The 16,878-nt window shown below is 57.5% G+C and carries 18 protein-coding genes, 1 tRNA gene and 2 pseudogenes; 15 read left to right on the top strand and 6 right to left on the bottom strand.

From position 1 onward, the window contains the following. Positions 1-110 precede the first annotated feature (110 nt). Entirely contained in the window at positions 111-1,355 is a 1,245-nt protein-coding gene (locus LB577_RS21325; protein WP_224688203.1) for a TRAFs-binding domain-containing protein, read from the bottom strand. Positions 1,356-1,496: 141 nt separating this feature from the next. Between LB577_RS21325 and LB577_RS21320 the strand changes: the two genes are divergently transcribed. The 7 genes from LB577_RS21320 to LB577_RS21290 all read left to right on the top strand — a co-directional run bounded on the left by LB577_RS21320 (position 1,497) and on the right by LB577_RS21290 (position 7,283). Beyond that, entirely contained in the window at positions 1,497-2,639 is a 1,143-nt protein-coding gene (locus tag LB577_RS21320) for a carbohydrate kinase family protein (RefSeq protein ID WP_224688202.1), read from the top strand. Positions 2,640-2,724: 85 nt separating this feature from the next. Further along, a complete protein-coding gene (locus LB577_RS21315; protein ID WP_224688201.1) occupies positions 2,725-4,122 on the top strand; it encodes a TIR domain-containing protein in 1,398 nt (465 codons plus the stop codon). Then, the gene (locus tag LB577_RS21310; protein ID WP_224688200.1) at positions 4,119-4,808 is read left to right on the top strand and encodes a DNA lyase; all 690 of its coding nucleotides are present in this window, start codon (positions 4,119-4,121) and stop codon (positions 4,806-4,808) included. The genes LB577_RS21315 and LB577_RS21310 overlap by 4 nt, the downstream gene beginning before the upstream one ends. Then, entirely contained in the window at positions 4,805-5,398 is a 594-nt protein-coding gene (locus LB577_RS21305; RefSeq protein ID WP_224688199.1) for a 7-cyano-7-deazaguanine synthase, read from the top strand. Before LB577_RS21310 ends, LB577_RS21305 begins: the two co-directional genes overlap by 4 nt. Continuing rightward, positions 5,398-5,865 (top strand): TIR domain-containing protein, encoded by a 468-nt coding sequence (locus LB577_RS21300; protein WP_224688198.1) that lies wholly within the window; start codon positions 5,398-5,400, stop codon positions 5,863-5,865. Before LB577_RS21305 ends, LB577_RS21300 begins: the two co-directional genes overlap by 1 nt. A 40-nt stretch (positions 5,866-5,905) precedes the next feature. Continuing rightward, positions 5,906-6,772, top strand: a complete 867-nt coding sequence (locus tag LB577_RS21295; protein ID WP_224688197.1) for a DUF4231 domain-containing protein — start codon at positions 5,906-5,908, stop codon at positions 6,770-6,772. Between the two features lies 1 nt (position 6,773). Then, positions 6,774-7,283 carry a TIR domain-containing protein gene (locus LB577_RS21290; protein WP_224688196.1) on the top strand — a complete coding sequence of 170 codons (510 nt, stop codon included), beginning with the start codon at positions 6,774-6,776 and terminating at the stop codon, positions 7,281-7,283. Positions 7,284-7,336: 53 nt separating this feature from the next. Here the strand turns inward: LB577_RS21290 and LB577_RS21285 are convergent. Continuing rightward, positions 7,337-7,491, bottom strand: a pseudogene (locus LB577_RS21285) (DUF3363 domain-containing protein); the annotation flags it as partial. Positions 7,492-7,621: 130 nt separating this feature from the next. Next, positions 7,622-8,038 (bottom strand): TIR domain-containing protein, encoded by a 417-nt coding sequence (locus tag LB577_RS21280; protein ID WP_224688195.1) that lies wholly within the window; start codon positions 8,036-8,038, stop codon positions 7,622-7,624. A 605-nt stretch (positions 8,039-8,643) separates the two neighbouring features. Between LB577_RS21280 and LB577_RS21275 the strand changes: the two genes are divergently transcribed. The 4 genes from LB577_RS21275 to LB577_RS21260 all read left to right on the top strand — a co-directional run bounded on the left by LB577_RS21275 (position 8,644) and on the right by LB577_RS21260 (position 11,585). Then, on the top strand, positions 8,644-8,940 hold the full coding sequence (locus LB577_RS21275; RefSeq protein ID WP_224688194.1) for a DUF2604 domain-containing protein: 297 nt from the start codon (positions 8,644-8,646) through the stop codon (positions 8,938-8,940). Beyond that, entirely contained in the window at positions 8,933-9,547 is a 615-nt protein-coding gene (locus LB577_RS21270; protein WP_224688193.1) for a putative metal-binding protein, read from the top strand. Before LB577_RS21275 ends, LB577_RS21270 begins: the two co-directional genes overlap by 8 nt. Positions 9,548-9,645: 98 nt before the next feature. Beyond that, entirely contained in the window at positions 9,646-10,032 is a 387-nt protein-coding gene (locus LB577_RS21265; protein ID WP_249491010.1) for a Mov34/MPN/PAD-1 family protein, read from the top strand. A gap of 2 nt (positions 10,033-10,034) precedes the next feature. Beyond that, positions 10,035-11,585 (top strand): E2 ligase fold family C protein, encoded by a 1,551-nt coding sequence (locus LB577_RS21260; RefSeq protein ID WP_224688191.1) that lies wholly within the window; start codon positions 10,035-10,037, stop codon positions 11,583-11,585. Positions 11,586-11,652: 67 nt separating this feature from the next. On the opposite strand, the pseudogene LB577_RS21255 reads toward LB577_RS21260, so the two are convergent. Next, positions 11,653-12,465: pseudogene (locus tag LB577_RS21255) on the bottom strand (DUF3363 domain-containing protein); the annotation flags it as partial. 1,022 nt (positions 12,466-13,487) lie between these two features. Between LB577_RS21255 and LB577_RS21250 the strand changes: the two are divergent. From LB577_RS21250 to LB577_RS21240, 3 genes are all read left to right on the top strand, one after another. Next, positions 13,488-13,742, top strand: a complete 255-nt coding sequence (locus LB577_RS21250; protein ID WP_224688190.1) for a helix-turn-helix transcriptional regulator — start codon at positions 13,488-13,490, stop codon at positions 13,740-13,742. A gap of 61 nt (positions 13,743-13,803) precedes the next feature. Beyond that, the gene (locus tag LB577_RS21245; RefSeq protein WP_224688189.1) at positions 13,804-14,025 is read left to right on the top strand and encodes a helix-turn-helix domain-containing protein; all 222 of its coding nucleotides are present in this window, start codon (positions 13,804-13,806) and stop codon (positions 14,023-14,025) included. 30 nt (positions 14,026-14,055) lie between these two features. Further along, positions 14,056-15,246, top strand: coding sequence for a tyrosine-type recombinase/integrase (locus LB577_RS21240; protein WP_224688188.1), 1,191 nt, complete (start codon positions 14,056-14,058; stop codon positions 15,244-15,246). A 106-nt stretch (positions 15,247-15,352) separates the two neighbouring features. Here the strand turns inward: LB577_RS21240 and LB577_RS21235 are convergent. After that, positions 15,353-15,428 (bottom strand) — tRNA-Ile (locus LB577_RS21235). A 134-nt stretch (positions 15,429-15,562) separates the two neighbouring features. Between LB577_RS21235 and LB577_RS21230 the strand changes: the two genes are divergently transcribed. Further along, complete coding sequence (locus LB577_RS21230) at positions 15,563-16,273, top strand: SIMPL domain-containing protein (RefSeq protein ID WP_224688187.1); 711 nt, start codon at positions 15,563-15,565, stop codon at positions 16,271-16,273. Positions 16,274-16,477: 204 nt separating this feature from the next. On the opposite strand, the gene LB577_RS21225 is transcribed toward LB577_RS21230, so the two are convergent. Continuing rightward, positions 16,478-16,849: a hypothetical protein gene (locus tag LB577_RS21225; RefSeq protein WP_224688186.1), complete on the bottom strand. Its 372-nt coding sequence runs from the start codon at positions 16,847-16,849 to the stop codon at positions 16,478-16,480. Positions 16,850-16,878 lie beyond the last annotated feature (29 nt).

The following is a 16,878-nucleotide window of genomic DNA, read 5'->3' as shown; positions in this document are numbered from 1 at the left end:
TCGTGTCGCGCGGTGGGAACCGAAATGCAGCTTTCGTACGAGACCGTCCCAAAAGACGTGGACCCAAGTCAGATTCTGAATGCGGCATCAGCGAGCGCGCCGGGCCGCAATTAAGATCCCGTGTATAGCGACCTAACGCCCTCGAACGTCAAAATCTCCCAATCGGCGGGATTCAAAGCGCGGAACTGGGATTCGTAGACGGAGCCCTCTGCCCGCCGCTCAAGAGCATACATGGTGTTAGAAAGGGTAGCATAAACCCATTTTCGATCGGATCTCTCCTGGAAAGACGACTCGGCGATCATCGCTGATAGAATTTCGACGAGCGATATTCTCGTCTTCTTAGCACTCATGCGATCGAAGAGAACTTCATCTCGGTCGATTTGCTCTGCAGCTCTCATATCAAAACATGTGGCCAAATTCTCGCCATTGTAATAATCGCGCCTGACCTCGAACCCTCGACCATAAAGGCGTAATGCTTTATCCAAGTAAACCCGATCTTTTCTGAGCAACCAGAGCCGTTTGTAGACCGCTCCGGTGATCCCCAGCGTCTCGGGATCGTTAGAATCTTCAGGTTGGAGCTGATCTATGATCCGTAGGGCGCTAAGTAAGGCTTCTTCCTCGGTGGGAAGCTTGGTTTTGTAAGTCGCGAGAGCATATTGCTGTCGAAATGACGCTTCCTCAGGCTTAAGCTCGCAGGCTCTAGCGAAAGCAGCTGCTGCAGCCTTCATATCACTTCGTTCGAAAGCCTCCCGGCCTTCCCGCAAAACGCTGCTCAACGCCTCATGATGTTCTTCCGCTTCGTCAAGCAATTCGGCATATTCTTCATCGGACAGTCGAGGGCGCCGTAGCTTCGGCAAGAAGGTATATACAGGGCTGTCTGGAGTTGTCGATGCCATTGCCTTCACGATGAGGTCCGCCAGCTCGTTGCTGGCGCGAATGGCCTCGCGGTTGCCGATATCCTCGCCTAGATGCTTATAGTGAAACGTGTTGATGTGATTGAGGTCGAAATGCAGTTTGCCTTGATCCTCCTTCATTATAACCGTCGTATTGGGCCTAAGCGCATGCCGCACGCCTAGCTCATAGACCGCGTTCACGTTGCCTGTCGAAATGTCAGCTACAACCACATCTGCGCGCAGAAGCAGGTCATACATGGAGACGTCAATGACACCACTTCCATTGATATCGGTAGCACGGATTGCTCGGAGACCCGCCCTCTCGGCCGCCGGCTTGATTATGGCATCAAATGTCGCGTCAAGGTCAAGCGTTCGGCCGCTTTCATAATCAGTCTTTTTGCCAAATCCCATTACGACAAAGCATACTGGGCGCACATCAACATTGTGTTCTACGGTCTGCATATGGAACCCAGTCCTATTTGGATCATCTTACGCAACAAAACGCGCCACGGCATCTTATCGAGGCACTACTCCACTGGCTTATTTTGCGCATCGTCTAAGGTGGTTTTTCCCTCTTTGAATCCTGCGTTGGAGAAATTTCGTATGGAAATCGTAGGCGGTCTCTATCGGGAGCTATGCCTTCACCCGTCGTGGAATGTTGTTTTGGGTTCCGGCGGGCGAGCGGCCCGCGCTCTGTTACGTCTATCGCCTGAAAGCCAGCTGCACTGCTATTTCGAAAGCGAGAGCAGCTTCGATCGAGTTCGGCAGGATCTGGCAATCCGGGCAACCTTTGCCGGTCGAAGTACCCCAATCGTATTTGCCTATTTCCACCCCCTATCTCGCCCCCTTCTTCAGCCCCCGATAGCAGAAATTGAGAGAATGCCGGCTATCACGGTTGACGGTGACGCCGTGCTGCGTTTTGGTTTTGTCGAAGGCGACGCGGTCATTTCGGCCGATAGAGCGGTTTATGATCCTCAAGGCACTGACAACGTCATTCCGTTTCATGAGAATGGTTCACGTGCCAACGAATTGGCGCTGGTACTCAATGAACAAGAACTCCTTGCCGCAGCTCGAACCAGTAACCTGATGGATGGCGCAGCTGCGATGCTGATGGATCAACGCACTGCTTGCGTCATTGTGAAGAGAAGCGTCAAAGGTGCTGTCGTGTTCTCCCACGGCTCGGCGCCATCTGTCGTACCTGCATTTCTCAGCAAACGCGTCTTCAAAATTGGGACGGGCGACATATTTTCCGCTGCGTTCGCACACTATTGGGCCGAGGCTAAACATAACCCGCACGATGCCGCCTGCTTGGCCTCCATGCACGTCGCCTCCTATTGCGACAATCCTTTTGCGCCGCTCAATTCGATCGCTCCGGGCGAAGCGGTCGAAAAACGTCCCATAAGTGACACGGGAAACGTGCTTCTACTAGGGGCCATAGACACTTTGGGACGGCGCTACACAGTTGAAGAGGCCCGATTTGGCCTGATGGAACTCGGTTTGAATGTAATTTGCCCGGCCCTGGTGGCAGTCGATTTTGAGACGGCGCAGCCTTCGACCGTTCTGGTGTTGGTAGACGGCATTGACCAGGATGGGATTCGACTGGCCAAGCGGCTCAACAGCGACGGTGTGCGGTGCGTCGCACTAGTGGAGGCTAAATCCTTAGAGACTCTTTTTTCTGATTTTACGAACTGCGAAACAACCGACGACTTTTCAACGGCGCTGTACTTGGCCGGATGGAGTGCCTAACTCCACGAATTCTGCAAACGAGCGTTGCGCGGCCAACTGCATAGATCTACAGCTGCGACTGTTCACGTTGCGATTCGGAGGGGACGTGGCTGATATCTATTTAATTTACGCAAAAGAAGATCGAAATCGGATCGCAAAGTTATTCGAATTCTTTTCACAGACCTGGAGCGTGTGGTGGGACCAAATGATCCGCCATCGCTTTGCGATCGAGATTGAAGAGGAAATCAAGAAGGCCCGGTGTGTGCTTGTCTTCTGGTCTGAGGCATCTCGGCGGAAGGATACGGTACGTGATGAGGTGCGCCTCGCCGAGAAGAACGAAGTGCCGGTCGTCTCTGTCACCTTGGACGGAAGCGACGCGGCGTATGGCTTCGGCGGCTATTCAAACAGCGATCTGTCTGCGTGGGACGAGCGGCAGGATCATCCCGATTTAAAGATGCTGGTCAATCGGATTAACGCGGTTGTGCCAACCCGCAATCGGCCGAAGCGGCCCGCTTCTCTTACTGGGTTAGATCTGCCGTGTCTTTTCCTGTCTACTTCTTCGTTCGAAACGCAGCTAAAACCGAGCGAGGCAGTCAAGGCGCTAAATGTTTCACGATACCCTACGCTCCTGGTGTCAGCATGGGACCTAGTTTCGCGGCGCAGGCCAGAGCAATTGAGATCAGCGTTGGAGGAATACCGTAAGAACGGCGGATTTGTGCTTGTGGATTCCGGAAACTACGAAGCCTCACGGCTTACCAACAAGCGGTGGAAACCTTCCGATCTGGCCGCAGCTTTGAGCAATACCTCATACGACTGGATCTTTTGCTTCGACGACATGCGGCCAAGCAAAAAACCCGACGTCGCCGCCCGATCGATCATAAACGCCGTTGAGCGCGACCGGTCAGCGACATGCCTGAAGACTCTACCGGTTGTCCATGCGCCAAAAAAGGCATCGGGAGGGCATGATATTGAGGTGCTCATTGATACGGTTGTTGGGGTCGCACAAGGGCTGCAGCCAGAGTTGATAGGCATTCCGGAGCGGGAGCTTGGAGCTGGCCTCCTCCAGCGCTGTCGGACAATGATGGCGATTAGAGCTAGGCTCGGTCAGCTTCCGTTCTATCAGCCGGTTCACCTCCTCGGCACCGGTAACCCGTGGAGCATCGCGATTTTGACTGCAGCGGGCGCGGACACCTTCGATGGCCTCGAATGGTGTAGGGTTGTCGTTGACATGGAACACGACCGCCTTCACCACTTCCAGCATTACGACTTTTTCAACTTTCAGACGGGAGTAGCTGATTCTCCAGTTACGCGCGCAGCCTTCCTCGACGACAAGATCGACTTCGCGGGGAAGGTCGCCTTCCACAACATCGACTATTACAGTGCCTTTATGCGCGAACTGCGGAGCGCCATTTCGAACAATCGGCTGGAAGCCTTCGTCGCTGAACGGATTGGGAAAGCGGCCGCGCAACAATTGAACCGAGAGGTAGAAGGTTTGTTCCGATGAAAGCCTTCTCTGCCGCACAGCTGTCTATCGCCGTCTGCGCCATCTGCCCGGAGATCGAGACCCGGATCGCAATGAATCCAGAAGCAATGAGCGAGCGGCGGATGTGGTGGGAACTTTCAGCGTGCGTTCTGAGCAGTCAAGTTCCGTACGTGCTCGCCGCCAACGCTGCCTCTGCGATCGATGCCCAGGGAATTCTGCATGAGAGGGATTTTGACGATGAGCTCACCGACCATCTAACCAGCATACTCAGGAGCCCCGGGGGGGGGCGGAGTTATCGGTTCCCTGTTGCCCGTGCTCGGCAGTTGGCGGTCACGAAGCGACGCGTAGCCGACCAGTTCGGAACGCTCGGATCCCTTTTGACAGTGTCTGAAAGCCCTGATGCGGTTCGACGTTGGTTGGTTGAAAGCGCCCCTGGACTTGGTCCGAAGCAGGCGAGCATGTTTTTGAGAAATGTAGGAGCCAGCTACCAGCTCGCTATCCTAGATCGGCACGTATTAGAATACATGCGGCTGATTGGCCTCCGAACTGCGCAGTCAAAGCCGCTTACCACCATGAAGCAATACCGGCGCGACGAAGAAAGCATGCGTGACCATGCTCACGACCTTGGATTTCCCGTGGGAATCTTGGACTGGGCAATCTGGATTGTAATGAGAGTGGCAAAGAGGCAGGAAGGGGCCAGGATATGAGCATCGTAACGTTGGTATCGGGCGGCCTCGACTCAACGCTTGTCGCAACATTGGCTCGAGAGGAGGGCCTCTCTCAGTATCCCCTCTTCATTGATTATGGGCAACGGTCGAGAGATCGGGAACTTGCCGCGTGCAAAGGGGCGATGGCGAGGCTCGGTCTTCCAGAGCCAAAGATCGCAGACCTATCAGGCTTCGGATCGCTCGTTCGGTCGGGTTTGACGGACCCCTCGCTGGATATCGTCAGCGATGCGTTCACCCCTGGTCGCAACCTACTTTTCCTTCTTGTCGCTGCCGCCTTCGCCTTTCAGAAGAATGCCGATGCCGTGTCAATTGGCCTGCTCCATGAGGAAACCAGTCTTTTCCCAGATCAAACATCGGCCTTCCTCTCGGATGCGGAGAGCATGATCGAACGCAGCATGGGCCGAACCATCAGAGTGTTGGCGCCCCTCTCGCAGTTCCACAAAATCGACGTTGTGGAGCTTGCCCGACTCAAAGGGATAGTAGGCACCTATTCCTGCCACGAAGGCGGCGAACAAGCGTGCGGTGAGTGCATTGCGTGCAACGAATTCAAATTCGGAAGGGCTGAATAATGGGCGGAGGAGGAGGAGGAAATTGGAACCGCCTGGGAGACGTTCGATCTCTGGAGGAGAAAGCGAAAGCCGCTCTCGCTGGCGGAAAACGGAACGTCTTCATCAGCTTCGCGACCGAAGACATGGCCGAGGTAAATCTGCTGCGCGGTCAAGCCAAGAACGAAAACAGCGATATTGAGTTCAACGATCATTCAGTTCGCGAGCCGTATGACAGCGAACGGGCGGACTACATCAAGAGCAAGATTACCGAACGGATAACGCGGTGTTCGACCACTGTGGTGTACGTTTCTGAAAGCACGGCGCAAAGCCGCTGGGTCCGCTGGGAGGTCGAAAAGAGCTTGGCTCTCGGAAAGACTGTGATCGCGACACATGCAGGTCCGGCGTCATCCGCGTTGATCCCAACATGGCTTGCTCATCCGGCGATAAAGGTGGTGCCGTGGAGCAAGCTGGCGACCGAACTGAAATGATCCGAAAATCCCCCTTGGACCACGATCACCGGGACCGATTATGAAGTACCCCGTATTGTACGAAAGCGCTAACGATGCATCCAACAGAAGCCAATGGTGGTTTCTAGCGCTCGTGCGCCTTGAATATTTTCTGCTGTTGGTCGCTGCGATGTTTTCGCTCGGTTGGAGTTCCAGCCGTGCCTACTTTGCTGCGTACGCTGGGTTCTTCGCATGTTCGATGATGGTGATGGTCTATCGCTCCATGAAGAAACCTGAACGAACGTGGTATCAGGCGCGGGCGCTCGCCGAGTCGGTGAAGACCCTTACGTGGCGGTTCGCTATGCGCGCCGAGCCGTTCGACGATGTCAGGTCAAGCGACGCTCGCCGCGACTTTCGCGATTTGCTTGGAGAGGTGCTTAAGTCCAATCACTCCGTCAGCGACGCACTTGTCGGTCTACAGTCGACAGGAGATCAGCTTCCTGACGAAATGCAGGAAATGCGTGAGAGAGACTTGGAGGAACGGCGGCAGTGTTATCTTAAGAAGCGAATTGCGGATCAGCGAGAATGGTACGGGAGGAAGGCTCTGGCTAACAAGGCTGCGGCACGCCGTTGGCTCGTCATTTCGTGCACGGCTTACGCGCTCGGTCTGATTTTTATTGTAGCGCGCGTTGTTGACCCATCATCGGAAGGTTGGCCGACGGAGCCGCTTGTTGTGTTCGCGTCAGCCGTAGTCGGGTGGACGCAAATCAAGAAATTCAATGAGCTGGCGGCGGCATACACCCTAACGGCTCAGGAGATCGGCCTGGCGGAGGTCTTGATCCGAGATGCTGCAACTGCAGCAGCGTTTTCCGCCGCGGTCAACGAAACCGAGCTTGCGTTTTCTCGCGAACATACTCAGTGGGCTGCACGCCAACAGCAGGGGGGCTGAGATGACGTCGCATACAGATCTGACTTACGTCATTTTCGACGGTGACAACGATGGTTGGGCTTATCGGTACATGAGAGGCTGGCAGGCAAACGAGAAGATCGACTTCAACTTCTTGGATGCACACGATCTCGACAGCATGACAAGCAGCGCTCAGAGCGAAGGGTACGTCAAGCGGAATTTGAGGGAGCGAATGCGTCAGTCTTCGGCCGTGATTGTGCTGATCGGCGAGAAGACCAAAAATCTTTACCGTTTTGTACGTTGGGAACTGGAATTCGCGCTCTCTCTTGACCTTCCGATCGTAGCGGCCAATCTGAACGAAAGCCGCGAGCAGGATACTAATTGTCCAAGCATCGTCCGAGACCAATGCGTTCTGCACGTCCCATTCAAGATGCGGGCAATCCGATTTGCATTAGATAATTGGCCAGACGAATATCGGCGTCTAAGCCAAGCACAGAGAAGCGAGGGAGCGAGGCACTACAACTCCGTTGTATACAAAGGGTTGGACTTGTAGCAACGGGGTCAACCAACGGTATACGGAGATCGTCGCGACTCAACGGCAGCAGTCTATGAAACGCCAGGCCCTCTCCTTTGCTGACCGATGTCCCAAGAAATCCTCTTTCCGCTCACGATCCCGGATCCCGCCTTGCCGAGGTGCCGCTCGAGCACCGGCCGCCATGGCACCAGTGTGAACCGCGCGACTTTTCAACGACGGCATATTTCCTCTGGCAAGCGCGACGGAGCGGCGGAGCCTATCTCCTTCGCGATGGCGTCCACATTGCGCAACCGGAAGCACTCGACAACAGTATCGTGCGCGTCAACCCGTCGGCCCGCAAGCGCGGCTACTTTCATTCAGTATCCAATGATCGCTGATTTGAGAGCCGCCACAATTCTATCGCGGGTGAAGCTGGTGGCCCATGCGGTACCGACCCCCAGAAGCCCCGACGGCGTCGTGTAGAGGCTCGATAGCTTAACAGCCGCTAACTTTAGCCTTACGTCCGATTGCCTTGCTCTTTCAATTTCCCAAGTCATCCACTTGCTCGTCGAACTTTTTTCACCCACGATCACAAGAAGATGGGATGACTCCTTCATCTTCTTGGTCAAGGACGATTTTATTACTGGAGCGTCGTCGCTGTCTATTGCAACATTCGGTCCGCGACTGTCGAATTCAAAATCAAAGTCTGGATTAGCATCCCAAGCCTGCAAAAGGCGCTTGTAATGGGCGTCCTCAGAGTGATCGTAGCTTACAAATGTTCTCGCCGTAGACATGACAGCCCCCTCTCGTTTATTATTACAGCATCGGCGATTCACACCGCAAAATCAACCGCGGAAGACTCTGCAGGCAATACCGGGGTCAAATGACGTGGAAGGCTGCCTTAGAGTCCGTGTCGGAGTTGGTCAGGGCGACCTGCTTCCGAGACACCTTTCGAAGAGGCAGAGTCCGGCTCACCTAACTCTAGATTCCGTGTGATTGCCTATTCTATAAACCCTCCGTCAAGATTGCAGCGGCGACAAGCTACCCAAACATTATGCGCCCGCCCAATCGAACCTGAAATCACACAGTCGGCGGACTTGCGCGGAGTGGGTCAATTTTGCACGCGGCCAGTGAGCAGCGCGTGAAAGAGCAAATGAATAGGCGTGTCGCCAATATTTTCGCATTGCTCTAATCGATTATAGTTGTGAAGAGCGATTTCAGCCCGTTTACTTGCCGCTTAAGTCACGCATAAAAGATGGGTAGCACCGATTCGGTAGCTTATCCCCTATCTTTCGCGTACTCGCGGCCCGTGGCGCCGTGTGGACGATTGAAGATCGCCGGTCTCACTAGCAGGTGGGCACAAGGCTTGGGGCGGTTGGCAAGCCACAGGAGTAGGACAATGTCGAAGGATTCGGATAAGGGCGATAATCACGGCGGCGGGCCAGGCAAGATCGAGATTTCAGTGGTGGTGAACGGCCAGCCCACGCAGGTCGAAGCCAATCCCAACCAGCCGCTGCACGTCGTTCTTACCAAAGCCCTTGAAAACACGCAGAACGTCGCCCAACCGGCCGAGAATTGGGAATTGAAGGATGAGGCCGGCAACTTGCTCGACGTCGACAAGAAAGTTGGCGATTTCGGCTTCGCGAATCCCGTGACCTTGTACCTCAGCCTGAAGGCGGGCGTCGCAGGTGCCTGAACCCCAAACCGTCGATCCTGTGGTCTCCCGAGCGAAATTCGATCGGGAGATCGGCTGGTTCCTTGGACAAGCGGGCGTTTATCGGGCGCATGGATGCTTCCTGATCGAAGCAGTCTTCCCGAGCGCCTTCTTCATCTTTGCGCCGCCGAAGTTAAAGCCACAGGTAATCGGTGCAGCTGTCGAGATCGACTTTTCCAATTACGACCTCCGACCTCCATCGGTGGTCTTCGTCGACCCATTTAAGCGCCAGCCGATTGCCCGCAAGGATCTACAACTTAAGATGCTGAGACGGTCGCCGCTACCCGGACCCCCGACGGAGATTGTTCCGGTCTTGCCGCAGAACACCGTGCAGCTGCAGCTGACGGACTTCATCCAGGCCAATAGTATGGAACACGCGCCCTTCCTCTGCATGGCAGGCGTGCGGGAATACCACGACAATCCAGCCCATTCAGGTGATTCATGGCTTCTCCACCGGGGTTCTGGAGAAGGCTGTTTGGCCTTCATCCTGTACCAAATAATCAAATACGGACTCACTCCAGTAGAGCAGCTTCAGCTTCAAATTTCAGTGGTGGGGCTGGCAGCACCCCTGCCAGCCATCCCGGAATGACCGCTCTGGAGGCCGTCAGTACAGTTGACCTCCCCCGAGACTGTGTGTCCGCTGTACAGGCGCATTTGCGCTCTGTTGGACAGCAGGGCCATGAAGGCATGGCGCTCTGGGTCGGCGTTCAGCAAGAACAGCACTTTGCCGTAACAGAAGCGGTTATCCCGGCGCAACGTCACATCCGCACGAGCGACGGCGTATGCGTGATGGTTCCTGCCGAAGAACTGCACCGGCTCAATGTTTGGCTCTACAGACGTGGCCTGACGCTCCTGGCGCAGATTCATAGCCATCCGGGCCGGGCCTACCATTCGACGACCGATGACGCCTACGCGATAGCAACCACGGTGGGGTGCCTGTCGCTAGTGGTGCCGAATTTCGCGCGCGATCCCTTCGATCTTGCTCGGGTCGCTGCCTATCGACTTGACGCGGAGGCGAACTGGAATGAGGTCGCGCCCGCAGCCCTGATGCGAATGATCACGATAACGAGCTGACGATGACCCTTGCTAATTTCATCGACCGCGCTGCTACGGCAGCATCTCAGGTCCTGACCGACTTTCATCTGGGTGACTTCAAGGCAGCTCTCGAAAAGCAGGTCGTGGCCATCGCTTTCGACAATCAGGCGGCCTCGTGCGCCGAAGGCCAGGCGACGCTGGATCTTGCGGTGAGGTTGCTCGCCAGACTCTATCCGGTTCTGGCAATACTCCCCTTGGACAGCGCAGCGAGTTCTCAAGCCCAAGCGCTAGAGCGCCTGGCAAAGTCGATCAATCCAAGAATCGGCATCCGGCGTTCCGGCAAGTTCGCGACGGTCGGCATCGTTGCAGGGGCGACGCGCCCATCACTTCGGTGCCCAACCTTCTTCATTGGATCGGACGGCTGGGCAGCAAAGCTGTCGCATACGGACCCGGTGAGCTCCGGCTCGAGTTTGCTGCCCTATGGAGCTGGGGCCGCCAGTTGCTTCGCCGCCGCCAACGTCTTTCGAACGATCTTCGCCGCCCAGCTGACCGGCGCCGAGTCGGACGAAAACATCGATCTCTCCTTATACAGCTATAACAAGACCAAAGTACGCGACGCAGGCCCGACCAAGTTTAGTGTCGACCTTGGTGAAATGCACTTCGTTGGGCTGGGCGCGATAGGCCATGGCTCGCTTTGGACGCTGGCGAAGCAACCCGACCTTTCGGGTCGGCTGCATGTAGTCGATCACGAAACGATCGAGCTCTCAAACCTGCAGCGCTACGTATTGGCCGGCCAGGCAGAGGTCGGCATGTCCAAGGCGGTCCTTGCAACCACCGTCCTTCGATCGACCGCTCTCGAGGTCGAGGCGCATCCGCTGAAGTGGGCAGAATATGTTGCGCGCCGCGGCGACTGGGTCTTCGACCGAGTGGGTGTGGCGCTTGACACCGCTGCCGACCGTCTGGCGGTCCAAGGTGCTCTGCCCCGATGGATCGCGAACGCCTGGACGCAGGAGCACGACCTCGGCATCTCACGGCACGGTTTCGATGACGGCCAGGCTTGCCTTTGTTGCATGTACATGCCGTCCGTGAAATCCAAGGACGAGCACCAACTGATTGCCGAGGAACTCGGACTACCGGATGCACACGAGCAGGTGAAAACGCTGCTGCAGACCAATGCCGGCGTTCCTGACGACTTTGTAGCTCGAGTGGCCACAGCGATGGCGGTCCCCTTTGAGCCGCTCGCCCCGTTTGTTGGCCAGCCGCTGCGTTCCTTTTATCAGCAGGCTATCTGCGGCGGTCTGGTGTTCCAGCTTAGCGGCGGCAGTCGTCTCGTACGGGCCGTGGTTCCAATGGCCTTTCAGTCAGCGCTTGCCGGGATTATGCTTGCCGCGGAGCTGGTCAAACATAGTGCGGGCTTTCCTATGAGCTCGACGACGAGCACCCGCGTCAATCTCCTTCGACCTCTTGGACCTCACCTGCACGATCCCAAGGCCAAAGATTCCAGCGGCCGCTGCATCTGTAGTGACGAGGATTTCATTGCCGCGTATCGGAGCAAATACGGCGAACAGCTAAACAACGTGTCCGCCGCCTAAGCTAAGCACAGTCTCCGTTACGCACGGCGGGGCGACGGGTTGTGTGCGATGACGCCGTATAGCGCCACTATGACACGCTCGGCCCGCTCCTCTGCCGCTCGATAGTCCAGGAAATCCCCTCCCTGCGCATGATCCCGGACACCTCCTTGCCGATGTGCCGCTCGAGCACCGGCCGCCATGGCACCAGTGTGAACTCGCGCGACTTTTTAACGACGGCATATTTTCCGCTGGCAAGCTCGATCGATCGGCGCAGCGTTCCTTCGATTCGATCGCCACTCCGCGCTTCGGTATAAGTGAGCCCGAGCTCGTCCGACAGCTGCCGGGCAACACGGTTCAGTTCGCGCTGGCGCAACATCGAAAGCATGTTGGCGCGGTAAATGATCCGATCCTGCTCTTCATGCGAGAGGCCCTGCGCCATCAGCCACTGCCGCCGACGGGCTTGCGCCTCCTGGACTTCACGCCCGAACCCAGAGTCGCGGAACGCCGCCGGTCTCTCCGCAACCAGCTCCCGGTCGATCCAGGTGGCACCGTCAAAGCGGACCTGCTGCTCCAGTGGCATAGAGGAGAGCTTGTCGACGGCAACAGGCTCGGCCCTGGCCCGTTGGCGCTCGTAACCTCCGACGCGCTCGAGATGGCCCGGGGCGATGATCCACGTGCCGTTCGGCTTGCGCTCGACGCCCCCGGTGGCGCGGCGGATCGCCTCTAGGCGGCGAACATGGGTTTCGGCAAAGCGTTCGGTGGCGGAGGGATCATACTTGAGGTGAATGTCGATGCTGTAGCGACCATCGTGGGCGGCCGCGATCCCGGCAATCGCCCGATCGACTTGCCTGGGCTCGGTATTCCTCGGCGCGACACGCACGATGCAGCCGTAGGGCGTCGGTTCCGTCGCCTCGCCTCCAGGCCAGCCGAAACAGGTTGTCCTTGGCTAGGCGCGCAGCGATCCGGTAGCCGCTGCTCAGTTTCGCGCCCTGGATTTGCCGCTGGAAGGACGAGCGGCGATCCTCGATGCGCGATAGCAGCGGTCGATATAGAACCGTACTCCCCTGCATCGCCAGCACGCGGGAAGCCCGGATGCGTATCGAGCCAAGCCTGGATGCCTTCCTGGACCATGCCGAGCGACAGCTCGTCGAAATTTCGCTCCATCCCGGGATGGTTGGACAGGAAGATCGATCGCTTCCATTGCCAGATACAGGTCGACGCGGACGGTATGCGCCATGATATCGACGCGCCGGCGCCGAGCAGCAGCATGTGGCCCACCTCGGTGTTGACGGAGATCGAACGGACGAACGCGTCGAGGGGAAGGATGCTATCATCACGACCGGCGGTGCGGGCGAGGGTATGATCCTGATGGTTCATCGTCACTCCGCCAGCTCGAGCAAATGGCCAAATGGTTAGGCGCTCTGCGCGATTCCTTCCAGTATTGCCACTCGGAGCATGCTGTTCGAATCGGATAGTTTCATCCCACATCAGATAATCCGCGAGAGCGCCGCAAGAATCGCAGCAGTAGCGTTGTCGGGATGGCACTCCGAGTGTCGGCTTTCGTCAAGGTGGAACCACAGCTTCTCGCGACTCAATCCCAAGACCTGTCAGTCCGCTCCCGTGAAGAGTTTCGGGCGCCGGCAGGCGTACGCAAAAACCCTGCGCGACGTCTGAGTAGTGGCTCACGGATCGCCAGCTCAGCGAAAAGCCGTCCGCCGACTTGCCCATGGCTTGCTCTCCTGCCGGAATGCATCCGTAGACAAGTTGCTGCCAGCTTATACCGAACGAACTAGTCAGGCCGCTTCCGCTTAAAGCCCTTTCCTTCTAAGTCGGCACGATCTCCTCGCTGCGAAAGGGCAACAAGGATGCAGCTTTGTGCTTCGACAACAACACGCCACGAGTCTCAGAAGCGAGACCGCGTCCATGAAGAGTGATGCAATTTCTTATCCCCCACGAGGTCTAACTCGTGAGGAAGCTGCTCGCTACATCGGTGTCGGATCAACGCTTTTTGATGAAATGGTTGCCGATGGCCGCATGCCGAAGCCCAAGCGCATCAATAGCCGCGCTGTCTGGGATCGTGTGGCCCTCGACATGGCTTTCACCTCGTTGCCCGATAAAGATGGTGATCTTCAGGAACTGCTGGAAAGAAGCAACCGGGACAGTGAAAGAAGAAGATAAATACGCTATTTGCGTATGCGCCGTAGGCGTAGTATGAGCATTGCCGGGCGAAAGGCACGACATGAACGAGAATGAGAAACTTGCGCAGGACGTGAAAGCCTGGCGGGCCAAGGAAGGATTCACTGCAGAAGCCGCGGCCAAGGCATTAGGAATACCAAGGCGCACGTTTGAGGGCATCGAGCAAGGAAGAGGCTTCCCCTATCCGCTCCTGCTGCGCGTTGCCATGGAAAGCAATGCTCTTTCGCTTACGGGAGTGCAGGAGAAAACGCACCGTAAGGATTAGCTGCGGCAGAACTGCCGGAGGAGGATTTTGATGGCCAGACCCTATAAGGATGCCCGCTACCCCGGCGTCTCTTCGCGCGTCAAGAACGGCCGGATCGTTTATCGCTATCGGGTAAAGGGCATGCCCGAAATCCGCCTTCCGGGTAAGCCCGGCGATCCCGAGTTCGAGGCCGCTTACGAGAAGGCCACGCAGGGCCAACACAAGAAGGCAGCTATCATCGATTTACCCGGTCGGGCATTGCCAAAAACTTTTGGCCATGCCGCGCGCCGGCTTGAAACGACAATGGAGTGGCTCGATTTTGATGAAGCGACGCAGCGGAAGAATGCGCGACTGATTGAGCGTTTTCTTAATCTGCGGGTCGATCCAAATTACCCACTCACTTGGCGCGATACTCCGGTGCAACATCTCGACGCGGATCGGCTTCGCGCCATTATCGAAAGCATCTTCAGGAGCAACCGCACAGTCGCCAAACATATGCTGGTTGCCATCAAGAAGCTTTTATGGGTCGCGACCGATGTCGAGAAATGGATAAAGCCGCAGGATGATCCTTCACTGTCAATTCGCGTACGCGTGCCCAAATCGACCAAGAACCCGGCTTGGCCAATTGCGATCCGAGAAAAGTACGAGGAGCGGCATCCGATCGGAACGCCGGCTCGGACGTGCTACGCGCTTGGTTTCTGGCTCGGCAACCGACGAGGCGACATCGCTGACCTTGAATGGGATGATCTCGTGACCGAGGAGATCGAACTGTTCGACGGTTCCTTGGCATTGATCGAGGCGTTCGCCTTCCGACAGAAGAAGAACCGAAATCGTCATGGCGGACGGGAGATGTTTATCCCGGTGGTGGACAAACTGGCGGCTGCGCTAGACCCGCTTGACCGCTCGAAGGGTGGAACCGTCTTGAAGAATGGCTATGGCAACCCGTTTTCAGAAAAGAGCCTGACAGGCATGATGCAGCATTGGGCACGACAGGCCGATATTCCTGACGGCTATACGCTTCACGGCCTGCGCCGTACCTTCGGCACCTACCTCGCTGAATGCAACATCCAGGCCCGGGCCATCATGGACGCCATGGGGCATTCCTCCATGACGGTGACGGATGACTACGTGCGTGAGGCCAACAAGAAGCGGATCGCGGTTGATATTGCTCGCGCGATCAACGAGCGCGAGGCCAAACGCGACGCCATGAAGCGACGGGCAAACCTCCGCATCGTCAGATAATCACACCGAGTCGGAACAAACCGGGACCACGGCCCTTGTTTTGGCCCATAATGGACCCAAAACGTTTTGGGCCGAGGGCACTTTTCCGAAATAAAATCAATGGTCATGGTGGGCCCGGAGGGACTCGAACCCCCAACCAAGCGGTTATGAGCCGCCGGCTCTAACCATTGAGCTACAGGCCCCACGTGCGCTGGATTAATGTTTTTCGCATCGCGGCACAAGGCTTTCCCGACGGGCTTCCGCAGATCGCCCAAATCAACCCATAATCGCGCTCTACGCGACGCTTGCGACCTGATCGCAGACCAAGGAGATTTTCATGACCAGACATTTTTTGCCCCTCGCGCTCGCCGCTGCAGTCGCTTTTCCGGCGATGGCTGGAGCCACCGATTTGCCGACGCCGCCCCGTATCATCGTGTCGGGTGAAGGCGAAGCAACCATTGCTCCCGACCTGGCCCTTTTGACGCTGAGCGTCATGCGCGAGGCCAAGACCGCGCGCGCGGCGCTCGACGCCAACAACGACGCCATGGCCGCGGTGATCGCTGCGATGAAGGCGGCCGGCATCAAGGACCGCGATCTGCAGACCGCGGGCATCCAGATCAATCCGCGCTACAACTACACCAACAAGCCGGACGGCAGCCAGGAGGCCGAACTCGTCGCCTACCAGGTGACAAACACGCTGTCGGTGCGCGTGCGCGACGTCGACAAGACAGGCGAGATCCTCGACAAGGCGGTGTCGCTCGGCGTCAACCAGGGCGGCGGCATCGCCTTCACCAACGACAATCCGGCGGCCACCGTCACGGAAGCACGTAAGAAGGCGGTCGCCGACGCCATGGCCAAGGCCAAGACGCTCGCCGAGGCGGCCGGCGTCAGCCTCGGCCGGGTACTCGAGATCACGGATCAGAACATCAGGCCGGCGCCAATGCCGATCAACGCCAAGGCCTTCGATGCCGCGGCCGGCGCGGCTCCGGTACAGGCCGGCGAAAACGCCTACAACGTCCAGGTCACCGTTACGTTCGAACTGAAGTAGCCGGTTCCGGTGATTCCATTGGCCGAGCCCACGCCCGGCCGGGGGATTATCCGCCAGCGCATGAAAAACCCCGCGGGATCGCTCCCGCGGGGTTTTTTCGAGCCGCACCCGTCCGATTGGGAAAGGGGCTCCGCTACTACAGACCGACCTCCCGGCTAACCCTCGCAGAGGGTTATGCCGCCATCGACTTGGCAGATCTCCCGCTCAGCGGTTGATGATCGGGCAACCGCGCTCGTTGGCGAACACGATGACGACGCGGTCCCCATACTGGCGTCCCATGACCTTGACGACACGGCGGTTGGCGTCGACGATGCGGGCGCGACGCAGTCCCATACGCTCGGCCTTGTCGAGGGCCCGGTCCGGCGAACAGCCACGGCGCCAGCCGTCGCCGCGCCAGTCGTCGCGGCGCTCGTCACGGCGATGCCGGTATCCGTCGTCGCCGGCGTAGACGCCAAAGCGCGGGTCGTTGTTGTTGCCGAAGCCGAGATAGAGGCTGTCGGCATGGGCGGGAATGGCCGCCAGCGTGCCGAGGCCGACCAGGGCCGAAAGGGCCGCCGTCTTGATCGTGGTGTACATGGTTCTCTCTCCTTGTTGCGGGCTTGCGC

It is taken from the genome of Mesorhizobium sp. B283B1A (genome assembly GCF_020165735.1).
GTDB lineage: Bacteria > Pseudomonadota > Alphaproteobacteria > Rhizobiales > Rhizobiaceae > Mesorhizobium > Mesorhizobium opportunistum.
Note: the sequence above shows the minus strand (reverse complement) of the source record. Positions and strands in the feature narration are given on the sequence as shown.

Bases quoted from the DNA above. Each gene is read 5' to 3' on its own strand.
- LB577_RS21250 (WP_224688190.1), top strand. From the start codon at position 13,488: ATGAAGAGTGATGCAATTTCTTATCCCCCACGAGGTCTAACTCGTGAG.
- LB577_RS21240 (WP_224688188.1), top strand. From the start codon at position 14,056: ATGGCCAGACCCTATAAGGATGCCCGCTACCCCGGCGTCTCTTCGCGC.
- LB577_RS21275 (WP_224688194.1), top strand. From the start codon at position 8,644: ATGTCGAAGGATTCGGATAAGGGCGATAATCACGGCGGCGGGCCAGGC.
- LB577_RS21320 (WP_224688202.1), top strand. From the start codon at position 1,497: ATGGAAATCGTAGGCGGTCTCTATCGGGAGCTATGCCTTCACCCGTCG.
- LB577_RS21305 (WP_224688199.1), top strand. From the start codon at position 4,805: ATGAGCATCGTAACGTTGGTATCGGGCGGCCTCGACTCAACGCTTGTC.
- LB577_RS21290 (WP_224688196.1), top strand. From the start codon at position 6,774: ATGACGTCGCATACAGATCTGACTTACGTCATTTTCGACGGTGACAAC.
- LB577_RS21310 (WP_224688200.1), top strand. From the start codon at position 4,119: ATGAAAGCCTTCTCTGCCGCACAGCTGTCTATCGCCGTCTGCGCCATC.
- LB577_RS21280 (WP_224688195.1), bottom strand. From the start codon at position 8,038: ATGTCTACGGCGAGAACATTTGTAAGCTACGATCACTCTGAGGACGCC.
- LB577_RS21245 (WP_224688189.1), top strand. From the start codon at position 13,804: ATGAACGAGAATGAGAAACTTGCGCAGGACGTGAAAGCCTGGCGGGCC.
- LB577_RS21300 (WP_224688198.1), top strand. From the start codon at position 5,398: ATGGGCGGAGGAGGAGGAGGAAATTGGAACCGCCTGGGAGACGTTCGA.
- LB577_RS21225 (WP_224688186.1), bottom strand. From the start codon at position 16,849: ATGTACACCACGATCAAGACGGCGGCCCTTTCGGCCCTGGTCGGCCTC.
- LB577_RS21230 (WP_224688187.1), top strand. From the start codon at position 15,563: ATGACCAGACATTTTTTGCCCCTCGCGCTCGCCGCTGCAGTCGCTTTT.
- LB577_RS21295 (WP_224688197.1), top strand. From the start codon at position 5,906: ATGAAGTACCCCGTATTGTACGAAAGCGCTAACGATGCATCCAACAGA.
- LB577_RS21325 (WP_224688203.1), bottom strand. From the start codon at position 1,355: ATGCAGACCGTAGAACACAATGTTGATGTGCGCCCAGTATGCTTTGTC.
- LB577_RS21265 (WP_249491010.1), top strand. From the start codon at position 9,646: ATGGCGCTCTGGGTCGGCGTTCAGCAAGAACAGCACTTTGCCGTAACA.
- LB577_RS21260 (WP_224688191.1), top strand. From the start codon at position 10,035: ATGACCCTTGCTAATTTCATCGACCGCGCTGCTACGGCAGCATCTCAG.